The following is a 25,476-nucleotide window of genomic DNA, read 5'->3' as shown; positions in this document are numbered from 1 at the left end:
AGCGATGGGACAAGAGCATAATCACCAACATCATCATCATGGACACGCTCACGGTTTAACTAATTACAGTCGAGCTTTTACAATTGGTCTAATTCTTAATCTAAGTTTCGTATTTATTGAAGCTTTTTATGGTTTCTTAGCTCATTCAGTAGCTTTACTTGCCGATGCTGGTCATAATTTAAGTGATGTATTAGGTTTAGTGTTAGCTTGGATTGCGACTATTCTTTCTCAGCGTAAGCCATCACGCCGTTATACTTATGGTTGGCGACGTTCTTCGATATTAGCTGCTTTATTAAATGCCATCTTTCTACTAATAGCTGTAGGTGCAATTTCTTGGGAAGCAATTGGGCGTTTTATTCATCCTGTATCTGTAGCTGGAGGAATAATTATTGCAGTTGCAGCTGTGGGAATTGTAATTAATACGGTAACGGCTTTAATGTTTTTATCTGGGCGAAAGTCGGATTTAAATATTCGGGCGGCTTTTCTGCACATGGCAGCTGATGCGCTGGTATCAGTGGGTGTGGTGTTAGCGGGAATTATCATTACTGTTACTGGCTGGCTATGGTTAGATCCGACAATGAGTTTAATAATTAGTGTGGTAATTATTGCCGGAACTTGGCAATTGTTGAAGGATTCTTTTAATTTAGCGATCGATGCTGTACCCGCAGGAATTGAACCATTAGCTGTGTTAACTTATTTGCGAGAACGTCCCGGAGTTAGTCAAGTTCATGATTTACACATTTGGGCAATGAGTACAACAGAAACGGCACTTACTGCTCATTTGGTAATGCCTGCTGGACATCCCGGCGATGCTTTTTTAGCTCAAACTTGTCATGAAATTCACGATCATTTTGGCATTGAACATACAACATTACAAATAGAAACTGGCGATCCAAATCATCCTTGTTTATTGGAACCAGATCATGTAATTTAAAAAGATTCTGGCAGTTAAAACCGCGACTTAATTAGCTCTAAAAACCTATTCATCAATTCAAGATTAGCCGCACCAATCAAAGTGGTAGCAGTATAATCAAAAGCTTCGCCTGTCAATTGTTGAAATACTGCTCCCGCTTCTTTTGCTATCAAATACCCTGGCATAATATCCCAAATATCGTAGGAATAAACCAAGTAAATATCGGTTTTTCCAGAGGCGAGAGAAGCTAAATCATAACAAGCTGCACCCCACATTTTTAGCCGATTTATGTGATTGACGATCGCACAAACTCCCCCCAATCTAACTCGGTTTTTCTCAGCGCGATCGCTTCCCTTACTAAAATCTCCCATCGATGCGATCGCCTGACTCAAATTCTCACAAGAACTAACATAAATTCTACTACCATTCAAATAACTTCCTTGATTCACCGCAGCAGAATACATCTCCTCAAGTTCCGGTAAATAAATCGCCGCTACCACAGGTTCTTTATTAATTAACAATGCCATTTGAATCCCATAAATCGGAATCTTTCTCGCATAATTACTAGTACCATCCAAAGGATCGATTACCCAAGTCCTCTCATCAGTAATATCTGCTATATGTGATTCTTCCGAAATAATCCGATCGTTGGGAAATTTCCTCAATAACTCATCAATTAAAAATTTCTCAATTGCATAATCTGTAGAAGTTACGCGATCGAATTCACCTTTTTGATAGACAATGACTGGGGATTCTCGTACTTGTATACATAAGCGAGAAGCTTCTTTAATAATATGGGTAGCAAATTCTAATTCTGCTGTAAAATTATTCATCTAATAACCAATCACAAATTACAACTTATACCCAATCTTTCGCAAAAATTCCTTCCTTGCTTTTACATCATCTGCACTTTCCACACCTTTGGGTGAAAAGCCATCGACAACCCCTAAAATTCCCCGTCCTTGTTCGGTTTCAGCAACGATTACTTGCACAGGATTTGCTGTAGCACAATAAATCGTGCAAACTTCCTGACACTGTTTAATTGCATTTAAAAAATTAATTGGAAAAGCTTCTTTTAAAAGAATTACAAAACTGTGTCCAGCAGCAATATCCTGTGCATTTTTGGTAGCAGTTTCTTCCAAGGTTTTCTCGTTTCCTGCTACTCTAATTAAGCATGGGCCAGAGGCTTCACAAAAAGCAATACCAAATTTCACCTGTGGCGAAGTTCCCACCATTATTTCATACAAATCTTCTACGGTTTTAATAAAATGACTTTGACCAATAATGATGTTACTTCCTTCAGGAATTTCCACTGGAATTGCTTTAAGTTCCATTGTAATTTATTTCACCTCACTAACCAAATTTTACTTTTTTATGCTTAGTTTTTTTCAGGTTACTAATCTTCCGACCAATCTTCTCGACCTAGTAAATCAATGATGCGATCGCGCAATAAATAACCGTTAAATTCTAACTCTTTTTCCACATAAACCCATTCCCTTGGCGGGATAAATTGACAAAGCGTATAAATTGGCTGATTTCGGCTGACTATTCCCTTTTTGACTAATTCTCGCGCTTCTTGTTGAATCACATCTATCTCATAACGAATGGTAGTAATCATTAGTTTGCTCCTGGTTTACTCAACAATAATGAGTAAAAACACTCAAAAGTTTGACTCACAATTTAATTTAGCAAATTAAAGTCAACAACTTATGAATAGGTAACGAGTCTTAGCATAATTATTTAGTTTTGTATCAAATTTCAATCAAAATTAATTTCTTATTGTTCAAACTAATGGTAAAGTGAACCAAAAGGTCGTTCCGATTCCTAATTCACTTTCGACTCCAATAGCGCCGCCATGTGCTTGAATAATGTGCTGGCAAAGATAGAGTCCTAAACCTAAACCTACGGATTGGCGTTTTTGATTTCCTTGAAAGTAAAGATCGAAGATATTTTCACATTGTTCTTTGCTAATACCTACACCATTGTCTGCAACAGTACAACGTAACCATTCATTTTCAACTTGAGCATCTAAAGTTAAACGAAATCCTGGTGGGTTATGTTTTAAGGCATTGCCAATTAAGTTCTGATAAACTCTTACTAAGTGGAGAGAGTCAGCTTTAATTAAAGGTAAGTTGGGAGAAATGCGATCGCACAACACCACTTCTTCTTTGTCTAACATTGGCTGTAAATCTATTAATGCTGATTGTACCAATGACTTTAATTCTAAAGGTTGATAATTTAACTTCAATCCCCAAACTTCTGCTGCATGAGTTTCAATTAAAGAATTAATTAATCCCAATTGTCGATCGTTACTTTCTTGCATTCTTTCTAAAATTTTACGAGGTAATTGAATTGTTTCTCCAACTTGATTTGTTAAATTATTCAACACCATTTTAGTACCAATTACTGGATTTCTTAAATCGTGGGAAACTGCATGGAGAAACACATTTAATTGTTGCCGTAACTGAGTTTCCAAAGCTTTTAATTGAGCATTTGCTTCTTCTGTTGACAAGCGATGACGAATCTCTTCTTGCAATTGGGAATTTTGCTGTTGTAATTGTTTTTGCAATTTTCTAATATTTAAATGAGTATTAACTCTGGCTAAAACCTCTTCTACCTGAAAAGGTTTAGTAATATAATCAACCCCACCAGCCTGAAAAGCTTTTACCTTATCAAAAACATCATCCAAAGCACTAATAAAAATTACCGGAATTTCACGAGTTTTATTTGCCGCTTTTAAGCGACGACAAACTTCATAACCATTCATATCCGGCATATTAATATCAAGCAAAATTAAATCCGGTATTACTACCTCTACCGCTTGTAAGGCTCTTTCTCCATTAATCACTTTTCTCGTTTTATATCCATTTTCAGTTAACATCAAAGATAACAGACGCAAGTTATCAGGAGTATCATCAACTAATAAAAGATCCGCACAGACAGCTTGACAAGTATTCATTGGCAAAGATTAGTACTATTTTAAAAACTAGTTAGTGGTTAGCTGTAGGTTAAAAAAAACAATTAACCACTAACTAGTTTATCCTTAAAAATTATAGCTGGTGCGAACTACTCCGACATATTGGGTATCATTTGGATTAAAAATTACCCAGAAGCCAGAAGTAACAGTTATGTAGAAAAAATATTGATGGATTTTCTATCTTAAGGAAGATCTGCTTTAGTAATATCACTAATTGTATCTAGGCGATATTTATCAATTAAAATTGATAAAGCATTAGCTAAATTATTGTGTTCTTGAGGAATTTGTTTAATTAACTCATTAGCAAAAGCATCATCACCGCTAACAGATGCTTGGTGTAATTGGGAAATCCATGCAGATGGCATGACTTGTAAGACTTCGGAAGTTAGTTGAATATTTGCGTGATTACTATTAGTTAATGGGGAATTTGTTGCTTTTTCATCTTCATAGATATAACGCAATCCTAAGTGCTTTGCCATCGCTTCCCAAATTGTTGCGTCTCGAAAAGGTTTCCTGACAAAATCATTGCATCCTGCTGCTAAAACTAAAGAACGATCTTCTTCTAAAGCGCTAGCAGTCACGGCAATAATAATGGTATCTTGTCCTTCTGGTTGACTTTTGATTTTTTTAGTAGCTTCGTAGCCATCCATTACAGGCATTCGCATATCCATCCAAATTAAATTAGGTTGCCATTTTTCCCATTGATTAACAGCTTCTAAACCGTTTTCTGCTTCTTTGATTTCAAATCCTAAAGGTGCTAACAGTTGATGCAAAAGTAATCGATTATCTTCGACTTCATCAACTATTAAAATACGATATTTTGGTTGATTTGGCGCTAATTTAATTACTTTTTGAATGGCTTTTTTGTTAGAAATATCAGCAAGTTCACCTACGTTTACTTGAATATCAAATTTAAAATTGCTGCCTTCATTTAGCTTACTTTTGACAATAATATCTCCTCCCATTAACTGGACAAACTTGCGGCTAATAGCTAATCCTAAACCTGTACCTTGTTGGCATCTTCTTCCGGTTTCTGTTTGCACAAATGGATCGAATAATTTTTCTATTTCATTGTCTGCGATTCCGGCACCCGTATCTTCGATTTCAAAAGTTATTAAAGATGAGGATTTATCTAATTTTTTATTACTTGTTTGTAAAGTAACTCTGCCTTCTTGAGTGAATTTAATCGCATTTCCTAGCAAATTTAATATGACTTGACGTAGTTTATTTTCGTCGGTTTTTATATATTGAGGAACTTCAGGCGATCGCACGCACACCAACCGCAATCCTTTAGCTTTAGCTTTTAGTTGTAGCATCTCTTCTAAAGTATCAAGTAAATCATATAAGTCAAACCAATTTTCATTTAGCGTAATTTTCCCTGCTTCTATTTTCGACATATCTAAAACATCATTAATCAAGGATAATAAATGTTCGCCGCTGCGACTAATGATGTCTAACTCTTTAGTTCCACAGGCAAAAGCGGGATTTTTTGCCATCAACTGTGTAAAACCTAAAATCGCATTTAATGGCGTTCTTAGTTCGTGACTCATGTTAGCAAGAAACTGGCTTTTGGCTTGATTTGCGGCTTCTGCGGCTTCTTTTGCTTGCTGAAGTTGCATTTCTGATTTTCGTAAAGCTTCTTCTGTTTCTTTGCGAAGGGTTATATCTTTAACTGTACCTTCATAGTAAAGTAAATTGCCTAATTTGTCTCTGACAGCACGGGCATTTTCCGAAATCCAAATAATGCTGCCATCTTGCCGATAGATTTGGGCTTCAAACTCTAATAATATGCCTTGTTTTTCTAATTTTTCAATAAATCTTTCCCGACTTGTCAAATTAACATAAAGCTGTTTAGCATTAAGATTTTCCATCAAGGATTCAGGAGAATCATAACCATAAATTTGTGCTAAAGCTGGATTGGCACTAATAAAAACTCCGTCGATTGTGGTTTGGAAAATTCCTTCGGTGGCATGATCGAAAATACTGTGGTATTTTCTTTCTGATTCTTGCAGTGCGTCTTCGGCGCGTTTGCGATCGCTAATATCCCGAATCACAAAAATCGACCTCTGCCAATCGCCAATATTAATTAATTCGATCGAAATTAATGCCGTAAAAATTTCCCCGGATTTCCGCCGAAATAACACTTCTCGATCTCGAACTGACTCTCCATTGAGAACTTTTTCAATTAATTGAAACCGTTGTTCGGGATTTACCCAAATATTTAATTCTAATGTGGTTTTACAAAGAGCTTCTTGCCTAGTATAACCAATAATTTTCGGGAAAGCATCATTAACTTCAATCATTAATCCATTGCTAGGATTAGTAATCACAATTGCATCAGGACAAGCTAAGAAAGCCTTAGAAAATTTCTCTTCCGAAAGTCGCAATTCTGCTTCTATTCTTTTGCGATCTTCAATTTCTGATTGCAGCATCGCATTAGTTTCTTTAGTTTTGGCGATCGCTTCGCGTAACTTAGTAGGATCGCGCATTAAAATAAACACTTGAATCCCACTAACTATCGCCAAAACTAACCCAATTGTAGTAATTAAAATGTTGTTTGGTGCGATCGTATCCCATCCCTTTTTGGGAATTGCCACCAATTGCCAATAACCATTAGGCAAATTAACTCTTACTATCACCGGATTTTGCTGAAAAATCGCCTCATCTCCGAAAAATACTTGCCCTTTTTCCCCCAATCCATCTTTCCCCCGCAAAGCATATTTTAAATTAGCTTTTTCGTCTAAAAGACCTGCTTTTTTATACAAATCTTCTGGCTTAATGACAATATCCACAAATCCCCAAAACTTCCCACTAGCAGATTTACCTTTAGCTGGAGTTATAAAAACAGGCGTATAACTAATTAATCCCATACCCCCTTCTATTAATTTTACAGGGCCAGTAACCATCGTTTTTTTAGTATCAATAATTCGCTGCATCGGTTGCCAACGTCCGGGAATTTTCTTTAAATCAATACCAACTAAAGATTGATTTATTTCCGGTGGGTAGCCAAAAGCAATTATACTACCTTTAATTGCACTAATAGAATAAACTTTTTCTTGTTCTAAAACTACCCTAGCAATCTGATTAAATTCACTCGCAGTCACATCAGGATTAACTGAAATATAAGCAGATAAACCACTTTTTGTCGCTAGTTGAGTATTCAAAGCATTTTCTAACTTTGCCCTCACAGCATCGAGTTTATTTAACACTTCACTGCGTTGATTTTGGCGGTATTGCTTTTGTTCAGTTTTTGCCAAAAACCAGACTCCGGTTAATATTAATATTGCCGTAGAAAAGGCTGTTAGGTAAGGGAAAACTTTGGCTTTCATTGGGGATTGGGGATTGGGGATTGGGGATTGGGGATTGGGATTGGGGATTGGGGACAAGGAGACAAGGAGACAAGAGGACAAGTTAAATCTCCATTTTTCGTTCCCAGGTTCAACCTGGGAACGAGGATTTGGGAGGTTCTACCTCCCCTGCCGCAAGATCTGAGACAATTTCAATAAGTGATTTAAAGGCGTAAAAGTTTAAACTCGTCCCCATAACTCGAAACTACTATAGTTTCCATCCTAAACGAGTTGGTTGTTGATAAACTCGCTTCAAAGTATTAATGTCTCTTGGGGAAATTGGTGGGGAATTGCGAACCTGAGAAAAATATAACGCATCGGTTTCTACAGGACTGTGACCCCAAATACCCAAAGCATGACCGAGTTCGTGGCGCATGGTTGGTAAAATGTAATCGCTTACTTTATTGGGATTTACTTGAATGGTAAATCTTTGAGATAAAACTGTTTCGCCTTTGCCAGTTTGACGGCGATAAAATTCGTAACGAGTCTCAGCAGTGCTGGCGCGAGGTAACTCAAATCTACCTGTGTTACGATCGAAACTCGGTTTCCAAGTTGGCGCAGAACGCCAAATTAAAATATCGGCAATATGAGAATCTTCAACTACTTCTAAAGGTAAATAAACATTCCATTCTTTAACAGCTTCTAATGCTGCATTTACCCATTTTTTCGCTTTTTCAGCATTAAAAGAAACTTCTTCCGCGTTTTTTTCCGGTTCTATAAACACTTTAATCGGAAATTCCGACCAAACCAAATAACCTGCTGGCGTTGGCTTAATTTCTGTGAAATAATCGCCACTATTGCTGTTATCTTGCCATTGCGCCAGAGAGGGCGGTAAAGGATGCGGTTGCAAAGGGGGTAATTTCTCGATCGTTTCCCCCCAAACCGTAAAGGCAAACAAGAGGATGCAGATCCAAACTGCTATCACTATAGCCGAGAGTTTTCGCATCCTATTTGCCTTTTTAACCGATCGGGGGACGAGGGGCTAACCAATTGGCGCTTAAAACGATCGTTAAACCCATAAAAACGATCGTCAACGCCCAAGTCACTCGGTTGAGAGTAGTTTCGGCGCTTTTGGTGCTGCTAAATAATTGCGCTTGTCCACCAATAGCCCCAATTCCATCGCCTTTGGGACTATGCAGCAACACTAATACAATCAAAGCTAGGGCAGAAAAAGCCCAAATTCCTTCTAAAACATTAATAACAGTCATTGGTAATTGATGATCGGTAATGGGTGATTAGCGAGGAGCGAATCTTAAATAGTAGATTTTAAAATTGTCGATCGAATCTTCGATCGCCAACTTCAAATCACAAATTTAAAATCGCCCATTACCCAATTATAGGGAAACACGGACAGGGGTGCGATTAGCTTTCATTTGATATTCTGCGGGAAGGATCATCGAACGACCTGTCATTTCCGGGGGTTGAGGAATCTTTAGAATTTCCAGAATTGTGGGTGCAATATCCGATAACCGACCATCTTCGCGCAAGGCGACTTCTGTTCCATGTCCGGGAATTTTTAAACCTTCTCCTTCAACGAGGATAAAGGGAACTGAGTTGGTAGTGTGAGCAGTCCAAGGGTCTCCTTTTTCATCCCACATCAATTCGGCATTACCGTGATCGGCGATAATTATTGCGGTTCCGCCAGCTTTGTTAATGCTTTCCAATAGTTTTCCGAGTTCTCGATCTACCGTTTCGATCGCTTGAATCGCTGCTTCCATTTTTCCGGTATGTCCTACCATATCTGGATTAGCATAGTTAATTACGATCAAAGAGTAGATGCGTTTTTCCACTGCTTCGGTTGCTACTTTCGTCACCGCTTCCGCTGACATTTCCGGGGCGCGATCGTAAGTTGCTACCATTGGACTTTGTACCAATTCCCGGTCTTCACCCGTATATGGTTCTTCTAAACCACCATTAAAGAAGTAAGTAACGTGAGCATATTTTTCCGTTTCCGCCGTGCGAAACTGCTTTAAACCACGCTCAGAAATTACTTCCCCCAATAACTTGGTCAAATTTTGCGGTTCAAACGCCACCGACACAGGAAATTCTGAATCATACTGTGTAAAAGTGACATAACTCAAAGGCTTAATTTGTTCTCTGGGAAAACCATCAAAGTTTGGACTAACAAAAGCGCTGGTAATTTCCCTAGCTCTGTCAGGACGGAAGTTAAAGAAAATAATTCCATCTCCAGATTCTACTGCTCCCGGAGCAACGCGAGTGGGGAGGATAAATTCATCGGTAAGGTCTGCGGCGTAGGAATTGAGCACGACTTCTACAGCACTTCGCCCATCACCCGCACCATCTTGCGTCATAATATCGTAGGCTTTTTGCACTCGATCCCAACGCTTGTCCCGATCCATTGCGTAGTAACGACCGCTGATAGTTACAATGCGTCCTACACCGATGCGATCGATATAATTTTGAATTGTTTGAATTACTTGTACACCATCTTTCGGGTTAGTATCCCGACCATCAGTAATCGCATGAACGCAAACTTCAGATACACCTTGCGCTTTGGCAAGGTCTAGCAGTCCTAGTAAATGGCTGATGTGAGAATGTACCCCGCCATCGGAACATAAGCCCATTAAATGCAGCTTACCTCCGCGACTTTGTACCTCCTGACAAATTTTTACCAAAGCCGGATTTTTCAGCAAAGAACCATCTTCTACCGCATCAGAAATCCGAACTAACTCTTGCGGTACTACCCGCCCAGCCCCGATGTTCAGATGCCCCACTTCCGAATTACCCATTTGACCTTCTGGTAGTCCCACTGCTTTCCCAGAAGCACTGATGAGGGTGTGGGGATAAGCTGCCCACAGGCTATCCATTACGGGTGTCTTTGCCGCAGCAATAGCATTGCCATCTGTTTCTTCACGAAATCCCCAGCCATCTAGAATTATTAGTACCACTGGAGAGACGGGGACTTGAGCCATGATTTTATCACTCTTAGTTCAGATATTCATCCGAAATGATATCACTTTGTTATCTTTAAGAACTCAGTAATAATTACTATTTGTCAAGGCTTGCACACATAACTTTAGAAGGTAGAAGGAAAGCCAGCTTTTTGTTCAATTAAAGGCAGAAGGCTTTTTGTTCAATTTTCTACTTTATTTATGGGTTTGGATTTTTTGGCTGAGTATTTTACGAACTACTCTCTATATGTTTTACTTTAGTGACAAATAACGAACTATTAAGATAACAAAAATTAATGTTTTTCCATCATATTTAAATTGCTTAACCTATCAATTAAAAAACATTTCTTTGTTTTGCTCCTCTGCCCTTAGAGTCATTTAATCTGGAGATTTCTGGACGCTGAGCCAACTTTTGGCGATCGCCATATAAGTTTTTGCTGAGTGTTCCGAAACTTGACAGTTTGCACTTAACCAAGTTAACCATTCGGACTCAGGTAATAAATTTTGGGCTTGCAACAACCATTCTCCAGCATTTCTGGCGTACAACATGGCTGCGGCTGGTGTAGCGAGCGATCGCTGATATTCCCGATTAATTAAATTCGCTAATTCTAACAATTCTTCAGGATAAGACTCCTGAGCTTGTGGCTGTTCAATAACTACTGTTTCTATCGGGATTTCGGGAATTATTTCTGCTGCGATCGGAGTGGCGATCGTTTCAGTAATTGGTGTAATAAATACTGCTTCTTTCTCCGCAACTTCCGCTGTTTTAGCAGGTAACAATACTTCGGGATAAACGGCAATAATTTGTTGCTTATTTTCCTGAAATTGCGGATTCTCCATATCAATTATCCGACCATTCCAGATGGGGCGATCGGCAATATGAATTTCGACTAAATCCTCACCTTTTTCATACCAATGTAACACCGGAGACATAATAAATTTTAAACTATCATCTCGAATAATCCCGCCTTCTACTAATCCATCCATGACAAATTTAGCAGCCGCAGAAATATTATCAGGATCGCGGCGAAAATTTTTGATTTTCCAGATAAACTCAACCCAAACACGGTCAGGAAACGGCTTTCGACCAAAACATTCTACAGCAATTCTATTTGTCCATGCCCGTTTTTCTTTAGCACTGGCATAAATATTGCTTCTGGCAGTCCCAATAATTTCATTTAATGTCGGGGGAAGAGGGAAAACAAATTTTGACAACATGAAATTTTTACCGTCTTGTCAAGTCAGAGGATATGGTATCTTTTATTGAAGATCTCAACTATAGTTCATATCTTAGGGTAACAAAGTGAAGGTTTTAACTACCGAGCAAGGAGAAAAACTCAGAGAAATAGGAACATATCTCCGCCGATTAAGAAAAGAGCAGTCAATTTCTTTAGAAGAAGTAGCTGCTAATACTTACATTCGCGTTAGTCTCTTAAAGGCGTTAGAAGAAGCACAAGAGGAGAGTTTACCGGAAGCAGTTTATATTCAAGGTTTTATCCGGCGATACGCAGATTTTCTGGACTTAGATGGTAACGCTTTAGCCATGACTTTTCCCATAGAATTACCACCCATAGACTTAAGCGAGCAACTATTAGATTCGGAAGTAATCGGCGGGAAAAAGTATGATGTAAATAATGATAGTGAATCTTTTAAGGAAGAGTCAGCTTCATTACTAAAACAATTCTCCTTGCCCTCCCTACCCGAACAATTTTCTCTTTCTAATATTCCCTACTTGCCTTACATTTTGGCAGGAACAGTAGTGTTTCTAGGAAGTATTTTTTACTTAGTAACTCGTCCGCACACATCACCATCTGTTGTCCAAAATCAACGATCGTCAACTGTCGAACCGAAAAAAGTAAAAAACACTGCAACACCAACCACACCTAAAAGTAATCCTGATTCGCCTACCAGTTCTACACCATCTCCGACTCCAGTGCAACCAGTGACAGCAACACCGAACACTACACCCGCTACAACTTTCCAAGTAGCTGCACAATTTCAAGATGATTGCTGGGTACGAGTAACTGTTGATGGCAAAGTGGAATTTGAGGGAACTTTAACTAAGGGAACGCAAAAATCTTGGAATGCTAAAGAAAAAATTGTGTTTCGTGCAGGTAATGCAGGTGTTGTCTTAGTCTCTCTGAATAACCAGGAAGCAAAACCTCTCGGAGAAGTAGGCAAAGTAGCGGAAGTTACTTTAACTCCTCAACAGTAATAAAAAATCCTTTTAGTTGAGCAGATAGATATGAGTGTATTTCGTGTAGGAATTGCTGGCCCTGTGGGGTCAGGAAAAACTGCTTTAGTTGATGCTTTGTGTAAAAATTTACGAGAAAATTTCAGCATTGCTGTAGTGACAAATGATATTTATACTCAGGAAGATGCTCAGTTTTTAGTACGTTCTCAAGCTTTGTCTAGCGATCGCATTTTAGGCGTAGAAACAGGCGGCTGTCCACATACCGCTATCCGTGAAGATGCTTCGATTAATCTGGTGGCGATCGAACAACTCGAACAAAAATTTACTAACCTTGATTTAATATTTGTCGAAAGTGGTGGTGATAACTTAGCCTCAACATTTAGTCCCGAATTAGTAGACTTAACAATTTACGTAATTGATGTCGCCGCAGGTGATAAAATTCCCCGCAAAGGTGGTCCCGGAATCACTAAATCTGACTTAATGGTAATTAACAAAATTGACCTCGCCCCAATGGTAGGCGCAGACTTAAGCATAATGGAACGAGATGCTAAAAAAATGCGCGGCGATAAACCTTTTGTTTTCACCAATTTAAAAACCCAAGAAGGACTATCTAAAATAATTGAATTTATTCGCCTGCACATGGGTTAGTGTTGTCCAGAATCAGAAACTTTAGTTTGCTCAGATCTTAGACCAAGAGGCAGAGCCTCCTTTTTTTCGTTCCCAGGTTCAACCTGGGAACAAGGATCTGGGAGGTTCTACCTCCTTATTTCCCTTTGATGGATTAATCCCCAAAAAACACGCTGTCAATCCTGACACTCACTATCGTTTACTAAGTCAAAGTAACTTTAGCTGAATTAGGCATACCCTGTCCCAAATACGAAAGTTACAATTTGCGAGAAATTAGCCTTGATGATATTAAGTTACCTCAAGAGTTTCCCTATTTAATTAAAACATCTCACGGTCTCTCATGTGAAGGGACTTATATTATTAAAAACTCTGGTGATTTACAATATTCTTTGTTGGAATTGAGAAAATATTTAGATATTAATTTATTAGATACAATTATTTTTTCAGAATTCGTTAAAGATGAAGTTGAAAATTACTGCGTACAATTTTATGTTAACAAAGCAGGAGAAGTTTCTTTAATTGGCGTGACTGGACAGTTAGTTACTTCTATGGTGAACTACACGCGATCGATACTAATTTTCGTGTTAATGGTTCAACTCCTTTATGTTTACAACGTCATACCTTATTAAATTTAGGAAAACAAGTAGCAAAGTATTCCAGTGATTACCGCATGGATGGTACATTGGATTCAATTTTAGAAACTCTAAAATCGGAATTAGAACGTAAAGACTTTTTAATTTTATCAGCTTTACAAAAGGTGAAATACGGCAAAATTTACACTGAAATTTATGGAATTGTAGCTGGAGAAACTATTGAAGATATGCAAACTATTGAACAGAAATTACAGAGTAAAGGGTTATTCTTAACTTGAGTTCGGGTAATTACAGATCCCCGACTTCTTCAAGAAGCTGGGGATCTGCGAATTTACGGGAATCTATTTATGTACTCACTAGATCAACCCCTGTATTCAATACTTACTATGGTGTTGATGATGACGATTTTCTGGGTCGTCCACCTTTTTTTCCATTTTCTCTAGAGGCAGATGCTTTAACAATAGAAGTCTTTTTGCCACCTTTTCTTCCTAGTTCAGCCATCCAAGCTTTTGTCCCAAAAATTCCTGATATAAGCCCAGGAATACTAAAATCAGCGTCTAAATCTTCCCAGTGGATGCTATCACCATGACCGGATAATTGAACGTTCTTCAATTGTTCAGGAGAAGCTTCTGTTAACCCCTGAATTAACTTGGGACTTAACCCAACATAGTCACCATTGGTTAATGTAATGATGATTTTATCTTCAGATTGGTCGTATCTAACTGATTTTGCACGAGGTTCAGTTAATGATGCTTGAATCCAAACATCATTAGCTTTTGCAATTTGAGCATCTATTTTTTCATCCGTCAGATCTTCCATCGTCCATTTCTTTTTCTCCATGTATATCTCTCCATTTCTCTAGTAACAAATCTTTGTTATTAACGATCAACAATAACGCTTCTTTTATGAATTTTTTGTCAAAGCTTGGATTAACTTTTATAATCTCTGGAGCGTTTTCATCATCCCCTAAGTTTATTTTTACGTTTTCCTGATCCCAACTCTTTTTTCTTCCTATAAATACATGAACATGAGATGGTTCATGATCGTCGAAATATATATAGACATAGAGATTGCGTTTTTGATCGCTCAAGACTAATGGCATATTTGATTCCTCTTTTAATTAAGAGTTGTGTGTGTATAAAAAACATTTGTTTCTCCAAAAGAAAGTACGAGTTTTGCTGTATGCTATATCTGTTCTAACCTAACGCTTTGGTTTTGTGTGCTGTTTAGAAAAGAACTCTTACAAAACTTAACATCGTGTCCTATTTGCGGGTATCTCGGCTTAGGTTCCATACCTTGCACTCTACTGTAAACTAGATACTCTGCCAACCTGACGAGTTTATAAAGCAGGTTTAAATAATTTAAACACTGCGTACTAAAATTACAGTACAATTACAACCACGAGCGATCGCTTCCGGTATATTACCCTTAATTGCTTGTTGTAATAATCCATCACGACTCGCCCCCAAAATAATAGCATCGCATTGATCTTTACAAGCAATATCAATCACAGCATCCGGTACAGAAGCAGCACATACAGGGATAGTAATTACCGGATGATTAATGCGATGAGACAGGAATTTAGCAGCTTTTTCTAAACCTTTAGTATCTGGTAAAGATTGAGATTTAGAAAATACCTGAGTTATTCTTACTTCGCAATCATTAGATAGTTTACATAAAGCTGGTAAAAGCTGAATTGCTTCTTGAGCATTGGGTCCACCTGCTGTAGGTAATAACCAACGATTAAATGTTAGTTGATCTTTGGTCAATTCAATTTTACGGTTAAATGATAAAAACCCATTAACAGATGTGGAATGACCTAATTTAACTACTACTACTTCACAAGATGCTTGGCGAATTACCGTATCAACTACATGACCAAAAATCCGACCTCTGGTTGGTTTATCAGCATTCCAACCCATAACAATTAAATCTATATGTTCGGCTTTTATTGTTTCTAAAATTGCTTGGGCTGCATCATGGGCTACGCGAATTTGGGTATGGATAGGAATGCCCCATTTTTTCGCTGTTACTTCCGCTTGACGCAACAAACGACGACTTTTTGTAGTTCTGATTTCTGCTTCTGAAGGTGCGGTATGACGGGGAGCAATAATAACTTGTAAACAGTCTAATTCATAATCTCGATCGCGAGCAATTGCCGCTGCTATTTGTAATAATGATTGTGCAGTTTGGGGATTAGCTAAAGGTATCAGTAAACGCCCTTTTCCTGTACTTGGCGATCGCGTTTGATAAACTATATAAGATGGTTCAGGTTGTGGTCCTGTTTGCAATCCTACTAAATGATCTGCTTCCGCCCGAATAATATCTGCCCTGGTAATAATTCCTACTAATCTGCGCCCTTCAACCACTGGTAAACGACTTAATTCATAACGATTTAGCAGGAAAAGTACATCTGTTAGAGAAGTTTTTGGCTCTACAGAAATCGGTTGCGGAGTCATAATTTTATCTAAAGTAGTATTAAAATCTAGCAACCGCTGACCAATTTTTGCTAAATCACTTTGGGTAATAATGCCCACTAATTTACCATGATCGATAACTGGAAACCCGCGATGATGAGATTTAGAAAATGCCTGAACTACTTCATCCAAAGTCATTTTACTAGTGAGAGTTTCTACTCGCCTTTGCATGACATCTGTGGCGGAAAGTTGTTCTAAAAGTCCCTGTTTTGGTGTTTCCTTATATTTATCTAAATCAATTCCATTCCATTCTAAAATGCGATCGTACAGCGATCGCGGCATCAATACCTCTGCTACCCAAAAAGCAGTGCAAGCAGCAATCATCAAAGGCAACACCAAATTGAAATCCGTCGTCATTTCAAATACAATCACAATTGCCGTGATTGGTACTTTAGAAACCGCACTAAAAAACGCCCCCATTCCGGCTAAGGCGTAGGTTGTTGGTGTACCGAATCCGAAAAAATAGTTACTTCCTAACCCGATTAAATAACCTAAAGTAGAACCCAGAATTAGCGATGGTGCAAATAATCCTCCCGGAACTCCCGAACTAAAGGCGATCGCAGTTAAAATAAACTGAGCGATAAATGCTTGAGCAGCGATCGACCAATTAGCATCACCAGTTAATATAAATTCCCGCAATCCCGTGTTATCGCGGAAGTGAATTGGTAACATGGCAATTACTAATCCAGAAAGTAACCCTGCCATGCCAATTCGCCAAGGTAAACTTAACTTTAATTTATAACGCCAAAACTTCAAAAATAAAAATATCCCTTGACAAAATATAGCCGAAAATATCCCCGCTAAAGCACCTAAAAATAAAAAACTGGGAATCTCTGGAAAAGAAAAAGTAGTTTTACTTTTGACTAATTCTGTTGTTAATTCTAAACTTCCACCCCCCAAAAGTCGCGACACCACACCACCAATAAAAGAAGCCAGTATTGCCGTTCCCAAAGTAAAACCTGAAACATCATGCAAGAGTTCTTCCACAACGAATAAAACCCCCGCTAAGGGTGCATTGAAAGCAGCAGCTAAACCAGCACCAGCACCACAAGCAATTAATTGTTTTCGATGTTCGGGAGATGTGGGCACCCATTTACTCATTTGGGCGGCTAAAGCTGCACCTACTTGCACTGTTGGCCCCTGTCGCCCTACAGTCATCCCAGAACCTAAAGCGAGAATATTGCCCATTAGCTTGACAAAAGCTACACGCCATGATAAAGACATAGGAAATCCGGCGAGGGCAGCTTTAACTTGAGGAATCCCGGAACCAGAGGCTTCCGGGGCGAATCTTTCGACTAAAAAGCCAGCTAAAAATCCAAAACAAAAACCAATGGTAGGCAAAGCAATCAAAGGAGATAAGTAATATGAGATGCTGACTCGCCATCCCCCAAGCCATCCTGAGCTAACTTTGAGTAGGACTGATGCTAAGGCAGCAACTAATCCGATTAAGGAGGCTTCGATGATTGCTAAACGTCTTGTTGGTCGTAATAAGTAGCGCATCGAAAATAAATTTTTGAGTTTTGAATGAAGAATTTCTAAGCTGGTTCGTTGTAAGGACTTTAGTCCTGGGGTTCGTTGTGAGGACTTTAGTTCTTACTTTTAAAGCAGAGTAGGACTGAAGTCGATCGCACAAACCCAAAATTCAAAACGCAAAACTTATTCTGCTTTACCTGTAACCGATAATCCTTCGACAATTATGGAAGGAGTATAGCAGTAACCATTCCATTCGGCATCGCCACCTAACGCGATGACTTGTTTTAGTGCCGTGTAGACGTTACCTGCGACCATTGTATCTTTGACGCGACCAATTACTTTACCTTGTTTTACCCGATAACCGAGTTCGACGTTGATGGAAAATTCGCCGGAGATGCCAGCGCTACCGCCTAACATTTGGTCTACGATTAAGCCATCTTCCATCATTTCAGTGAGTTCGAGCATTGTCCCAGTTCCGGGTTTAATCAGGAGGTTAAATAAACTGGGGGTGGGGTAGCTACCTAAACCTGGACGAAACCCATTGCCAGTGGTGTCAGAACCGAGATGGCGACCTGTGGTTCGATCGGTGTAAAACAGTTGCAGGATACCATCTTTGATGAAAGTTAAGGGTTGAGTGATTGTGCCTTCGTCATCAAAGGGACAGCTAAAAGGGCCGATATCTGGTTGTTGGTAAAGGGTGATACTGTGGTGGGTGACGGCTTCGCAGAGACGATCGCTCCAAGGAGATGCTGCTTCCAAAACTCGTTTACCATTTAAAGCAGCAGAAATTGTCCCCCAAAGCATATCAGCAGCTTTAGCGGTAAATAGTACAGGTACTCGACCTATCGGTGGTGAGACATTTTCTTGTGCCCATTCCAAGCGTTCGATGATTTGTTGGGCTAACGATTCCGGGGTGAGAATGTTACGCTGAGTTTGACCATCCGAGACAGTTAAAAAATCATCGCCTCTGATCAATTCAGCTGCTAAATAACAACTAAGAGTGGTATCGGTGTGGGAACAGTCTAGTCCTTTAGAGTTGATTAAGCGGGTGCTTTCGACTTCGCATTCCCATTCGCTACTTACGAGTACTTCGGGATAGCTTTCGCGGATGTGGGCGATCGCTTCTTTCCCCCATCTAACTAACTGTTCTACTTCAACTGCGCTACCTTCATCTGGGTAAGTTTGCTTTGCACCGCTGACTAATTCTACTGCTTCTGGGTGATTGAGCACAGACAGCGCGATCGCTCTTTCTACTAAAGCCGCTGGTTCCACTGCGCCGTAAGCTACTGCTAAACCGGGACGACCATTTTTCCACAGTCGCAGTGCTGTCCCTTCAGATTGAGCTATTTCCAACTGTTTGAGACGGTTAGCCTCAAAAAATACTGGTCTAGAGAGCGATCGCGACTGATAAACTTCAGCTGCTTCTACTCCAGCTTTTACTGCTAGTTCCAGCAATTGTTCTGCTAGTTCTTCTGACTGCCAAGTTTCCCAACCCATACAAGCAAATTTTTCTTTTTTAGAATTTAGATTTTAAATTGAAATTAAAACCTAAATTCTAAATTACTTTAAATTGGACTCATATCTTGCAATAACCAGAAACCTGCAAAGGATTCTGCTTGGGGATCAGACTGAACTGCTAAAAAATGCACGCCGTTGGCTTTTTGTTTTGCTGCTTCAAAGCCTTGGGCTTCTGCGATCGTAGCAGCATCCTTGATATTAGCAAGAATCCAGCTATCATTTACCCCAGTTTCTAACAACAGATTTGCCAGGGGAAGTGCTTCAAATTTCAGACTAGTCAGTTCTAAACCAGATATCCAAGCAGCTAAAGGTAAAGCCCTAGATGAAAAAAAGATCATCCCCGGAATACTGGTATCAGGATTTACGCCAAAATTTTTTAAAGGAAAAGCTTCCTGAAATCCGATTTCCCATTCCGGCATTTCTGCAAAAGCCGCTGCTTCTAAACTTACAAATGCCCATTTTTCTGCTAACAAAGCATCGGGCAAAGTTTGCGGTGTAGGATTTGGCATTAACACCGAAGAATTAGCACCCACAGGTGTATATCCGGGATGACTTGGGTAAACTTCTTCCATCCGTTTTGCTAACCATTGATTCAGGTTAAAAGTCCGACGACTAGGCGCACAGGGAATCCCCAAATCTTTGCCAGCTTTAGTAATCATATTGTTCATTTGGGTGCGAAAGAAGCGAATTTTTTGGGGAGTTTGCCCAGATTTTGCCATTGCTTCTTTAATTGCATTTCCCAACGTAACCGAATTCACTTCTTGATTGGAACAATATTGTGAATAGCGAAATTTTTCCTCTCCTGAATCGTTGATATTTAAAGAACTTTCACAAATCAAAACTTCCCAAATTTTTTTCTTGTTTTCATCCAGAATTGGACGAGAATAAAAATCTAATTCCCAGATAGTTGTCATTTTTTATTAATTCAAGTATGTTGTTGCGCTTTAGCGCTCTTATTATAACTGGGATAAGAGTGCTAAAGCGCAACAACGTACATTATGGTACTTCGATCGGAATCAAAGCATTCTCCGGCAGATAACTGCAATAACGTTCATTATCTGATAAAACGATCGTCAATCGCAAAGGATAATCCGGTTCAATTTGCAAATCTGCCCAAGGTACTGCTATTTCTATACATTGCTTAAATGCCACTTGCGCCCGACTAAAGCGAGGATGCCATTGGAGATTTTCTCCTGCTTCTTGAAATTGCGTACTCATGGTGAGCAAATTCACACCTAAATGGTGATGAAACAGGTAATTTAATGGCGCTTCATCGGGTAAATCTCGCAAAGGAATGGGGCTGTTGTACATTTGGCGATCGGGATAATACCACAACAAATTCAATTCCGGCGGACAACCTTTTCCAGGTAAAATTCCCGTTTGAAAATCTAACCGCAGGTAGAAATTTAAGTGATCTACACCATACCAAAGTCTTTGTACAGCGCTGCTACGGTGCATCGTTCCCCGCGCCCCACCAATTTCGATTCTTCCTGCTTTATCCCAATCTTGTTCGTCACCAACACCATCAATAGTTGGGTGAATAAAACTTTCTGGACGATGATCTCCTCTCGCTTCGTGAATCTCTAAAGGTTTGAGCAAATTATCAGGAACTCGCGCATTTAAAGCTTGATAAATTGCACACAAATGTTCCCTAAACAACTGGTCAAAAATTGCATCTTGGTTAGAAGAATGTCCTTCCCCAAACCACCAAAACCAATCCGAACCTTCAGCAGCATACAAAGCTTCCCAAGCTTGGGGATTAGTTTCTGGTGTTGCTTCGGGATGAGATGCTAAAAACTCTCTGGCATCAGTTAATAAATCCCAAGCCTTATTTTTTATTGGATCTCCTACCCAAGTAGTTAAATTACCATCAACCCAAGAACCTGTATGTAATTTATCAGCAGAAAGTGTGGCGGTAGCAGGGAATTTTTCTAAATATTCAGATACAGTAACTAATTCAATTTCTCGACGATCGCTGAGAGTTTCATACAATGATTCTAAGAAGGGTTTACCATCTAAATGATAATGTTCCCAGCAGTTTTCCCCATCAAGAGCAATTGTTACCAACCAAGGATTTTCTAAAGTTGTAGAATCATCTGGTTGACGATGTTTTAAAATGCGTGCGATCGCTTCTAAATGCCCTACCAAATCAGCTGCCGCTTTCTTCGCTTCCATCGCCCCGTAAGTAAAACCAATTAAATCCGACAAACGGTGATCGCGGAAAACAATTGACAAATCTCCCGCAGGAGTTTCTAATCGATAAGGTTGATAAAGTAACTCCGGTTCGCTAACATTTCCCGATCCATCTCTGTGGAAGAAATGATCGATCGTCCAACCTAAAACCGCCTCATCCGAACAAATCCACTTAAACCCTTGTTTAGCAATATAAGGCAAAATTTGCGGACTAACTGCCTGTTCTGAAGGCCACAAACCGCGAGGTTCGCAACCAAAACATTCCTCATAAATCTCCCAAGCTTTTTCCAAATGTCGAGGAATATCTTCCTCCCATTGAAAGCGATTTTTTGGTAAATTCATGTTAGGAACCGCAACTCTACCCACATCACTATCCGCCAACAAAGGCAAAATTGGGTGAGTATAAGGCGAAGTAATAACTTCTAATTGTCCAGTTTCCTGCATCTTCCGATGTTGCGGAACGATGCGACTCATAATTTCTTGTTGTTTAGCATAAATCTTTTGGCGATCGGCTAAACTAAAATTCCGACCCTTTTCCAACCAATAAGAAATTTCTGGATCTTCCCAAAACAAAGGGTCAAACCAAGCTAAATTATGCCAAGCTAACAAATCGCTGTAATCTTGCCCTTGCCAATTTTCCTTGCACCACGCCCGTCCATTTTCCTGACGCTGGGTGTAAAGTTCGCTATAACGAGGATTAGGGTCGATTAAAGTGTGGTGATTGGCATCAAAGAAATGCTCAATAATAAATAATCGCTGTTGTTCCGTCAAACTTTCTACTGGCGACAAAGCTACAGCTAGGTAAGGATCGAAAGCTACTCCCGCAATATAATCTTCTAATTGCAGAATCAAAGAAGGAACCAAATTAACCGTTTGGCGCAGCTTCGGATAACGTTCCAACAACAACACTAAATCCAAATAATCCTTAGTACCATGCAAACGAACCCAAGGTAAACGGTACTCAGAAGCTAAAGAAACCGAAGCAGAAAAAGCAGAATCTCCTGTTTCCAGAAACTCTCCCTTAACCCTACTCTTGTACAAAGGTTGATGTTGATGCCAGATGAAGGCAACATATAAAGGATGGGGCATAAACTTTAGTCAGGCTTCAAGGATTATCAAAATAAAAAGGCAATCATTGATGTAAAGATTTTAATGATTGCCTTTTCCTTCTAGAATTGCCAGAGTATGATTATCAAATTTCCTTTAGAGAACTTGTTCGACTTCTGCAATTTCAGGGATCATTTCCCGCAATTTCCGTTCTATTCCCATTTTCAGAGTCATAGTTGAACTAGGGCAAGAACCACAAGCACCTTGTAGCCGCAATTTTACAATAGGGCCATCCAATTCAACTACTTCTACGTTACCGCCATCAGCCATTAGGTAAGGGCGTAATTCATCTAAAACGGTTTCAACGTTATCTAATGTTAGTTCCATTGTTTCCATTGGTTAAGACCTCGTTTGCTAGAGCAGTTTAGTAAGTGCTTTTGTGGATATTTCGATCCTAGATCTTTTCTTGATAAAAACCTTAACAAACTTTTCGGGGACTGGGGACTGGGGACTCGGTGAAGTTTTGAGTTTTGAGTTCTGAGTTTTGAGTTAAAGAGAAAGTTTTGACTTAAATAATTTCCCCTTGTCCCCTTGTCCCCTTGTCTCCTTATCTCCCAGTCCCCAGTCCCCAGTCCCTTTAAACCACAGCTGCTTCCAATAGCTTAACGTTGGAATATGTAAACTCGGTACTTGTCTTCTGTCCTTGTTCGTTGGAACGTACTACCTGATGAGTCATGATGTAGTAATTACCAATTTTTTCGTAGTCGTCCTCAAATTCCAACTCATTAGTCACTTCGCCTGTTTGAGGATTGCGGAAAATGGCATCATAGCGAGAGGCAATGTAACCTTCCCCTGTATTCATACTTTCATGGGTGTCAATAGTAAAGGCAACTCTACCCATAACGCGACTAACTTGGCAAATTTCTGTACCCCGAATCTTATAATTAGAACCCATCGCGTCGCCTTTGACCAAAATTTCCATTGCGCCTGTCGAGTCAGTTTCGCCTAAGCTAAACTCATTTTTCCCATGCGCCTGTTCAAAGTTGCCACGTTTGCGGTGAGTAATTACGTCCCGCATCTGAGTGTAGATGCTTTCTTTTACTTGTTCGTCTTCTATACCGCTAACTTCTACACTCATGTCAGGGTTAACGCGCACTTTCCCCGTAAAAACTTCATCTCCCTGCTTCAGTTCAATATCAGCAATAAAGCCTGGAAATTTAGTGTCCCAAGTGTAACGGTTTTCGTAAGCACTACGAAATAGCTCCTTAGCACTCTTTTGCTCAGTCACGGAACTGCTCCTTGAGAAGATCTTTACTCTTTCTTAGTTTAAAGGGTATTGGGGACTAGGTACTGGGGATTGGGTACTGGGGATTGGGTACTGGGGATTGGGTACTGGGGATTGGGTACTGGGTGAAGTTTTGAATTAATAACTTAAAACTCATAACTCAAAACTCATAACTCGCCCCAGTCCCCAGTCCCCAGTCCCTACTGATTAGAAGTAAGTACAGGGTCTTGATACAATGGCACGGTGAAGGTGACGGTTGAGCCAAGTCCTTCGCCCATGCTGTAAAATTCTACTTCTCCCTTCATTGCTTCAACCAGTTTTTGGGAGATGTAAAGTCCTAGTCCTGTTCCGCCGTATTGTCTGTTATGTCCGCCGTTGACTTGGCTGAAGGATTGGAATAGTCTACCTTGCTTTTCTAAGGATACGCCAATTCCTGTGTCTACGACTCGGACGATCGCCATTGCTGGAACTTCTTGGTTGTTGACGGGTTTTTTGCGCTGCACTTCGGCGCTAATCATTACTCCGCCTTCATGGGTAAATTTAATCGCATTCCCTACCAAATTCAACATTACTTGCAATAATCTTTGGTAGTTACCATTGAGGATGATTTTGTCTCTGGTGGCTGGTTTTTGAATGCGGAAACTGAGGTTTTTCTCTTGTGCCTGGGTTTTGGTAAAGTCTTCAACATTGCTAAATAACTCTTCCAAATCTACTGGCCCTAACTCTAATTCCATTTTGCCAGCTTCAATTTTGGCAATGTCTAAAATGTCGTTAATAACGCTGAGTAGGTGCAAAGCTGAACGATTGGCTTCTTGGATAAACTCCATTTGTTCTTCTGGGTCATCAGCCATGCCGTCTATAACTAGTTTGAGGAAGCCTATCATCCCGTTTAGGGGTGTCCGCAGTTCGTGGGATGTGTTGGCTAAAAATTCGCTTTTTAGGCGGGAGGCTTCTTCGGCTTGTTGTCGGGCTTGTTCTAGTTCATGGTATAGGGTAGCATGAGCGATCGCACTCCCCACCAAATCCGCTAACTCCCGCATTAGTTCTATTTCATCAATCGTCCACTGACGATTTTCTTTATAGTCGTATAGGACGATCAACCCGTTCGGTTTATCTTGGTAGAAAGTCGCTACTGCTAACTTAGATTCTGGCTGTTCTTGAGTGTTAAACCCTTGTTCTGTTACTGGTTCTAAAGATTCTATTGCCTTTGACAGGTCGGCTAATTCAGAAATTTTCAGTTTTTGTCCTAGAAAGGAACTGATTGATTCCGATCGATATTCGGCTTTTACAGAAGCTTCCATATTATCGCTTTTATAGGCGCAAATTACACAGCGACTTACATCTAATCCTTTGCCTAAATCATCTACTGTTCTTTGCCAAATAGTATCTAAATCTAAGGTGCGGCGAATGTGGCGAGAGATTTTTCTAATTAGTTTTTTGTAGTGTTGCCCCCAGTGTAATGCTGAGGCTTTGGCTGTGGTAGGTATTTTCTGTGAAGCATTGGCACTCTCTTCTGGCACTTGCCTCCCCATCACTAATACTTTACTGACTGAGCCATCCGCTACTAATATGGGGCTGATGATTAAGTCAAACTTAAATTTTTCTTCTTGGTACTGAAATTCACAACAGAAACGTTCCGGTAACTGATTTTCCAGAATTTGTTGAATTCTCTCTAGGTAAGACGTAGCTGCTACTGGGCCAAATTTTTCATTCAGGCAGCTATTGACGATCGCTTCTGGATCTAATTTATATCGCTCTGCTTGTTGCCAATAAAAGGAAAAGTATTGACCTGCGGCATCTTGAACGTATACTAACTCCGATCCTAATCCTTGTAAACCGCTCGCATGGCTTGTCCAAGCGGGATTTGATTTACCGTAAGACCCTTGCCAATTTTCTACATTAATAGGCACGCTCATTGGA

General features: G+C 39.7%; 21 protein-coding genes and 1 pseudogene. 4 read left to right on the top strand and 18 right to left on the bottom strand.

Going from position 1 to position 25,476, the window contains the following annotated elements; all coding sequences use genetic code 11:
- The first annotated feature begins 4 nt into the window (after positions 1–4).
- On the top strand, positions 5–934 hold the full coding sequence (locus tag ACE1CA_RS04415; protein ID WP_413275962.1) for a cation diffusion facilitator family transporter: 930 nt from the start codon (positions 5–7) through the stop codon (positions 932–934).
- A gap of 14 nt (positions 935–948) precedes the next feature.
- Here ACE1CA_RS04415 and ACE1CA_RS04410 read toward each other — a convergent pair whose 3' ends face one another.
- The 9 genes from ACE1CA_RS04410 to ACE1CA_RS04370 all read right to left on the bottom strand — a co-directional run bounded on the left by ACE1CA_RS04410 (position 949) and on the right by ACE1CA_RS04370 (position 11,367).
- A complete protein-coding gene (locus ACE1CA_RS04410; protein ID WP_413275963.1) occupies positions 949–1,746 on the bottom strand; it encodes an inositol monophosphatase family protein in 798 nt (265 codons plus the stop codon).
- Between the two features lie 18 nt (positions 1,747–1,764).
- Complete coding sequence (locus tag ACE1CA_RS04405; protein WP_413275964.1) at positions 1,765–2,247, bottom strand: adenosine-specific kinase; 483 nt, start codon at positions 2,245–2,247, stop codon at positions 1,765–1,767.
- A 62-nt stretch (positions 2,248–2,309) separates the two neighbouring features.
- Positions 2,310–2,531 carry a DUF4327 family protein gene (locus tag ACE1CA_RS04400; protein WP_413275965.1) on the bottom strand — a complete coding sequence of 74 codons (222 nt, stop codon included), beginning with the start codon at positions 2,529–2,531 and terminating at the stop codon, positions 2,310–2,312.
- Positions 2,532–2,696: 165 nt separating this feature from the next.
- Positions 2,697–3,872 (bottom strand): hybrid sensor histidine kinase/response regulator, encoded by a 1,176-nt coding sequence (locus ACE1CA_RS04395; protein WP_413275966.1) that lies wholly within the window; start codon positions 3,870–3,872, stop codon positions 2,697–2,699.
- A gap of 200 nt (positions 3,873–4,072) precedes the next feature.
- A complete protein-coding gene (locus ACE1CA_RS04390; protein WP_486517651.1) occupies positions 4,073–7,219 on the bottom strand; it encodes a PAS domain S-box protein in 3,147 nt (1,048 codons plus the stop codon).
- A 226-nt stretch (positions 7,220–7,445) separates the two neighbouring features.
- Positions 7,446–8,183 (bottom strand): peptidase, encoded by a 738-nt coding sequence (locus ACE1CA_RS04385; RefSeq protein WP_413275968.1) that lies wholly within the window; start codon positions 8,181–8,183, stop codon positions 7,446–7,448.
- Between the two features lie 13 nt (positions 8,184–8,196).
- Positions 8,197–8,445, bottom strand: a complete 249-nt coding sequence (secG, locus tag ACE1CA_RS04380; protein WP_413275969.1) for a preprotein translocase subunit SecG — start codon at positions 8,443–8,445, stop codon at positions 8,197–8,199.
- Positions 8,446–8,571: 126 nt separating this feature from the next.
- Positions 8,572–10,170, bottom strand: coding sequence for a 2,3-bisphosphoglycerate-independent phosphoglycerate mutase (gene gpmI, locus ACE1CA_RS04375; protein ID WP_413275970.1), 1,599 nt, complete (start codon positions 10,168–10,170; stop codon positions 8,572–8,574).
- Between the two features lie 357 nt (positions 10,171–10,527).
- Positions 10,528–11,367: a RusA family crossover junction endodeoxyribonuclease gene (locus tag ACE1CA_RS04370; protein WP_413275971.1), complete on the bottom strand. Its 840-nt coding sequence runs from the start codon at positions 11,365–11,367 to the stop codon at positions 10,528–10,530.
- 85 nt (positions 11,368–11,452) lie between these two features.
- Here ACE1CA_RS04370 and ACE1CA_RS04365 point away from each other — a divergent pair, with 85 nt between their 5' ends.
- The 3 genes and pseudogenes from ACE1CA_RS04365 to ACE1CA_RS04355 form a co-directional block, all read left to right on the top strand.
- Positions 11,453–12,364 carry a helix-turn-helix domain-containing protein gene (locus tag ACE1CA_RS04365; RefSeq protein ID WP_413275972.1) on the top strand — a complete coding sequence of 304 codons (912 nt, stop codon included), beginning with the start codon at positions 11,453–11,455 and terminating at the stop codon, positions 12,362–12,364.
- Between the two features lie 30 nt (positions 12,365–12,394).
- Positions 12,395–12,991 (top strand): urease accessory protein UreG, encoded by a 597-nt coding sequence (gene ureG, locus ACE1CA_RS04360; RefSeq protein ID WP_413275973.1) that lies wholly within the window; start codon positions 12,395–12,397, stop codon positions 12,989–12,991.
- 112 nt (positions 12,992–13,103) lie between these two features.
- Positions 13,104–13,841 (top strand): annotated as a pseudogene (locus ACE1CA_RS04355) (ATP-grasp domain-containing protein); the annotation flags it as partial.
- Between the two features lie 106 nt (positions 13,842–13,947).
- Here ACE1CA_RS04355 and ACE1CA_RS04350 read toward each other — a convergent pair.
- The 9 genes from ACE1CA_RS04350 to ACE1CA_RS04310 form a co-directional block, all read right to left on the bottom strand.
- Complete coding sequence (locus ACE1CA_RS04350) at positions 13,948–14,382, bottom strand: DUF2442 domain-containing protein (protein WP_459563553.1); 435 nt, start codon at positions 14,380–14,382, stop codon at positions 13,948–13,950.
- Positions 14,363–14,665 (bottom strand): DUF4160 domain-containing protein, encoded by a 303-nt coding sequence (locus tag ACE1CA_RS04345; protein WP_413275977.1) that lies wholly within the window; start codon positions 14,663–14,665, stop codon positions 14,363–14,365. Before ACE1CA_RS04345 ends, ACE1CA_RS04350 begins: the two co-directional genes overlap by 20 nt.
- A 259-nt stretch (positions 14,666–14,924) precedes the next feature.
- Complete coding sequence (locus tag ACE1CA_RS04340; protein ID WP_413275978.1) at positions 14,925–17,540, bottom strand: chloride channel protein; 2,616 nt, start codon at positions 17,538–17,540, stop codon at positions 14,925–14,927.
- A gap of 156 nt (positions 17,541–17,696) precedes the next feature.
- On the bottom strand, positions 17,697–19,010 hold the full coding sequence (locus ACE1CA_RS04335; RefSeq protein WP_413275979.1) for a TldD/PmbA family protein: 1,314 nt from the start codon (positions 19,008–19,010) through the stop codon (positions 17,697–17,699).
- 68 nt (positions 19,011–19,078) lie between these two features.
- A complete protein-coding gene (locus ACE1CA_RS04330; RefSeq protein ID WP_413275980.1) occupies positions 19,079–19,945 on the bottom strand; it encodes a Tab2/Atab2 family RNA-binding protein in 867 nt (288 codons plus the stop codon).
- 82 nt (positions 19,946–20,027) lie between these two features.
- Positions 20,028–22,313 carry a glycoside hydrolase family 57 protein gene (locus tag ACE1CA_RS04325; RefSeq protein ID WP_413275981.1) on the bottom strand — a complete coding sequence of 762 codons (2,286 nt, stop codon included), beginning with the start codon at positions 22,311–22,313 and terminating at the stop codon, positions 20,028–20,030.
- 114 nt (positions 22,314–22,427) lie between these two features.
- Positions 22,428–22,658, bottom strand: coding sequence for a NifU family protein (locus tag ACE1CA_RS04320; protein WP_413275982.1), 231 nt, complete (start codon positions 22,656–22,658; stop codon positions 22,428–22,430).
- A 250-nt stretch (positions 22,659–22,908) separates the two neighbouring features.
- Entirely contained in the window at positions 22,909–23,559 is a 651-nt protein-coding gene (locus ACE1CA_RS04315) for a DUF3386 domain-containing protein (RefSeq protein WP_413275983.1), read from the bottom strand.
- A gap of 197 nt (positions 23,560–23,756) precedes the next feature.
- On the bottom strand, positions 23,757–25,472 hold the full coding sequence (locus ACE1CA_RS04310; protein WP_413275984.1) for a GAF domain-containing sensor histidine kinase: 1,716 nt from the start codon (positions 25,470–25,472) through the stop codon (positions 23,757–23,759).
- Positions 25,473–25,476 lie beyond the last annotated feature (4 nt).

Origin of the sequence: Floridaenema evergladense BLCC-F167, assembly GCF_041929205.2 — a bacterium.
In the GTDB taxonomy this organism is placed as follows: domain Bacteria; phylum Cyanobacteriota; class Cyanobacteriia; order Cyanobacteriales; family Aerosakkonemataceae; genus Floridanema; species Floridanema evergladense.
This window is presented reverse-complemented; position numbering and strand designations above follow the sequence as displayed.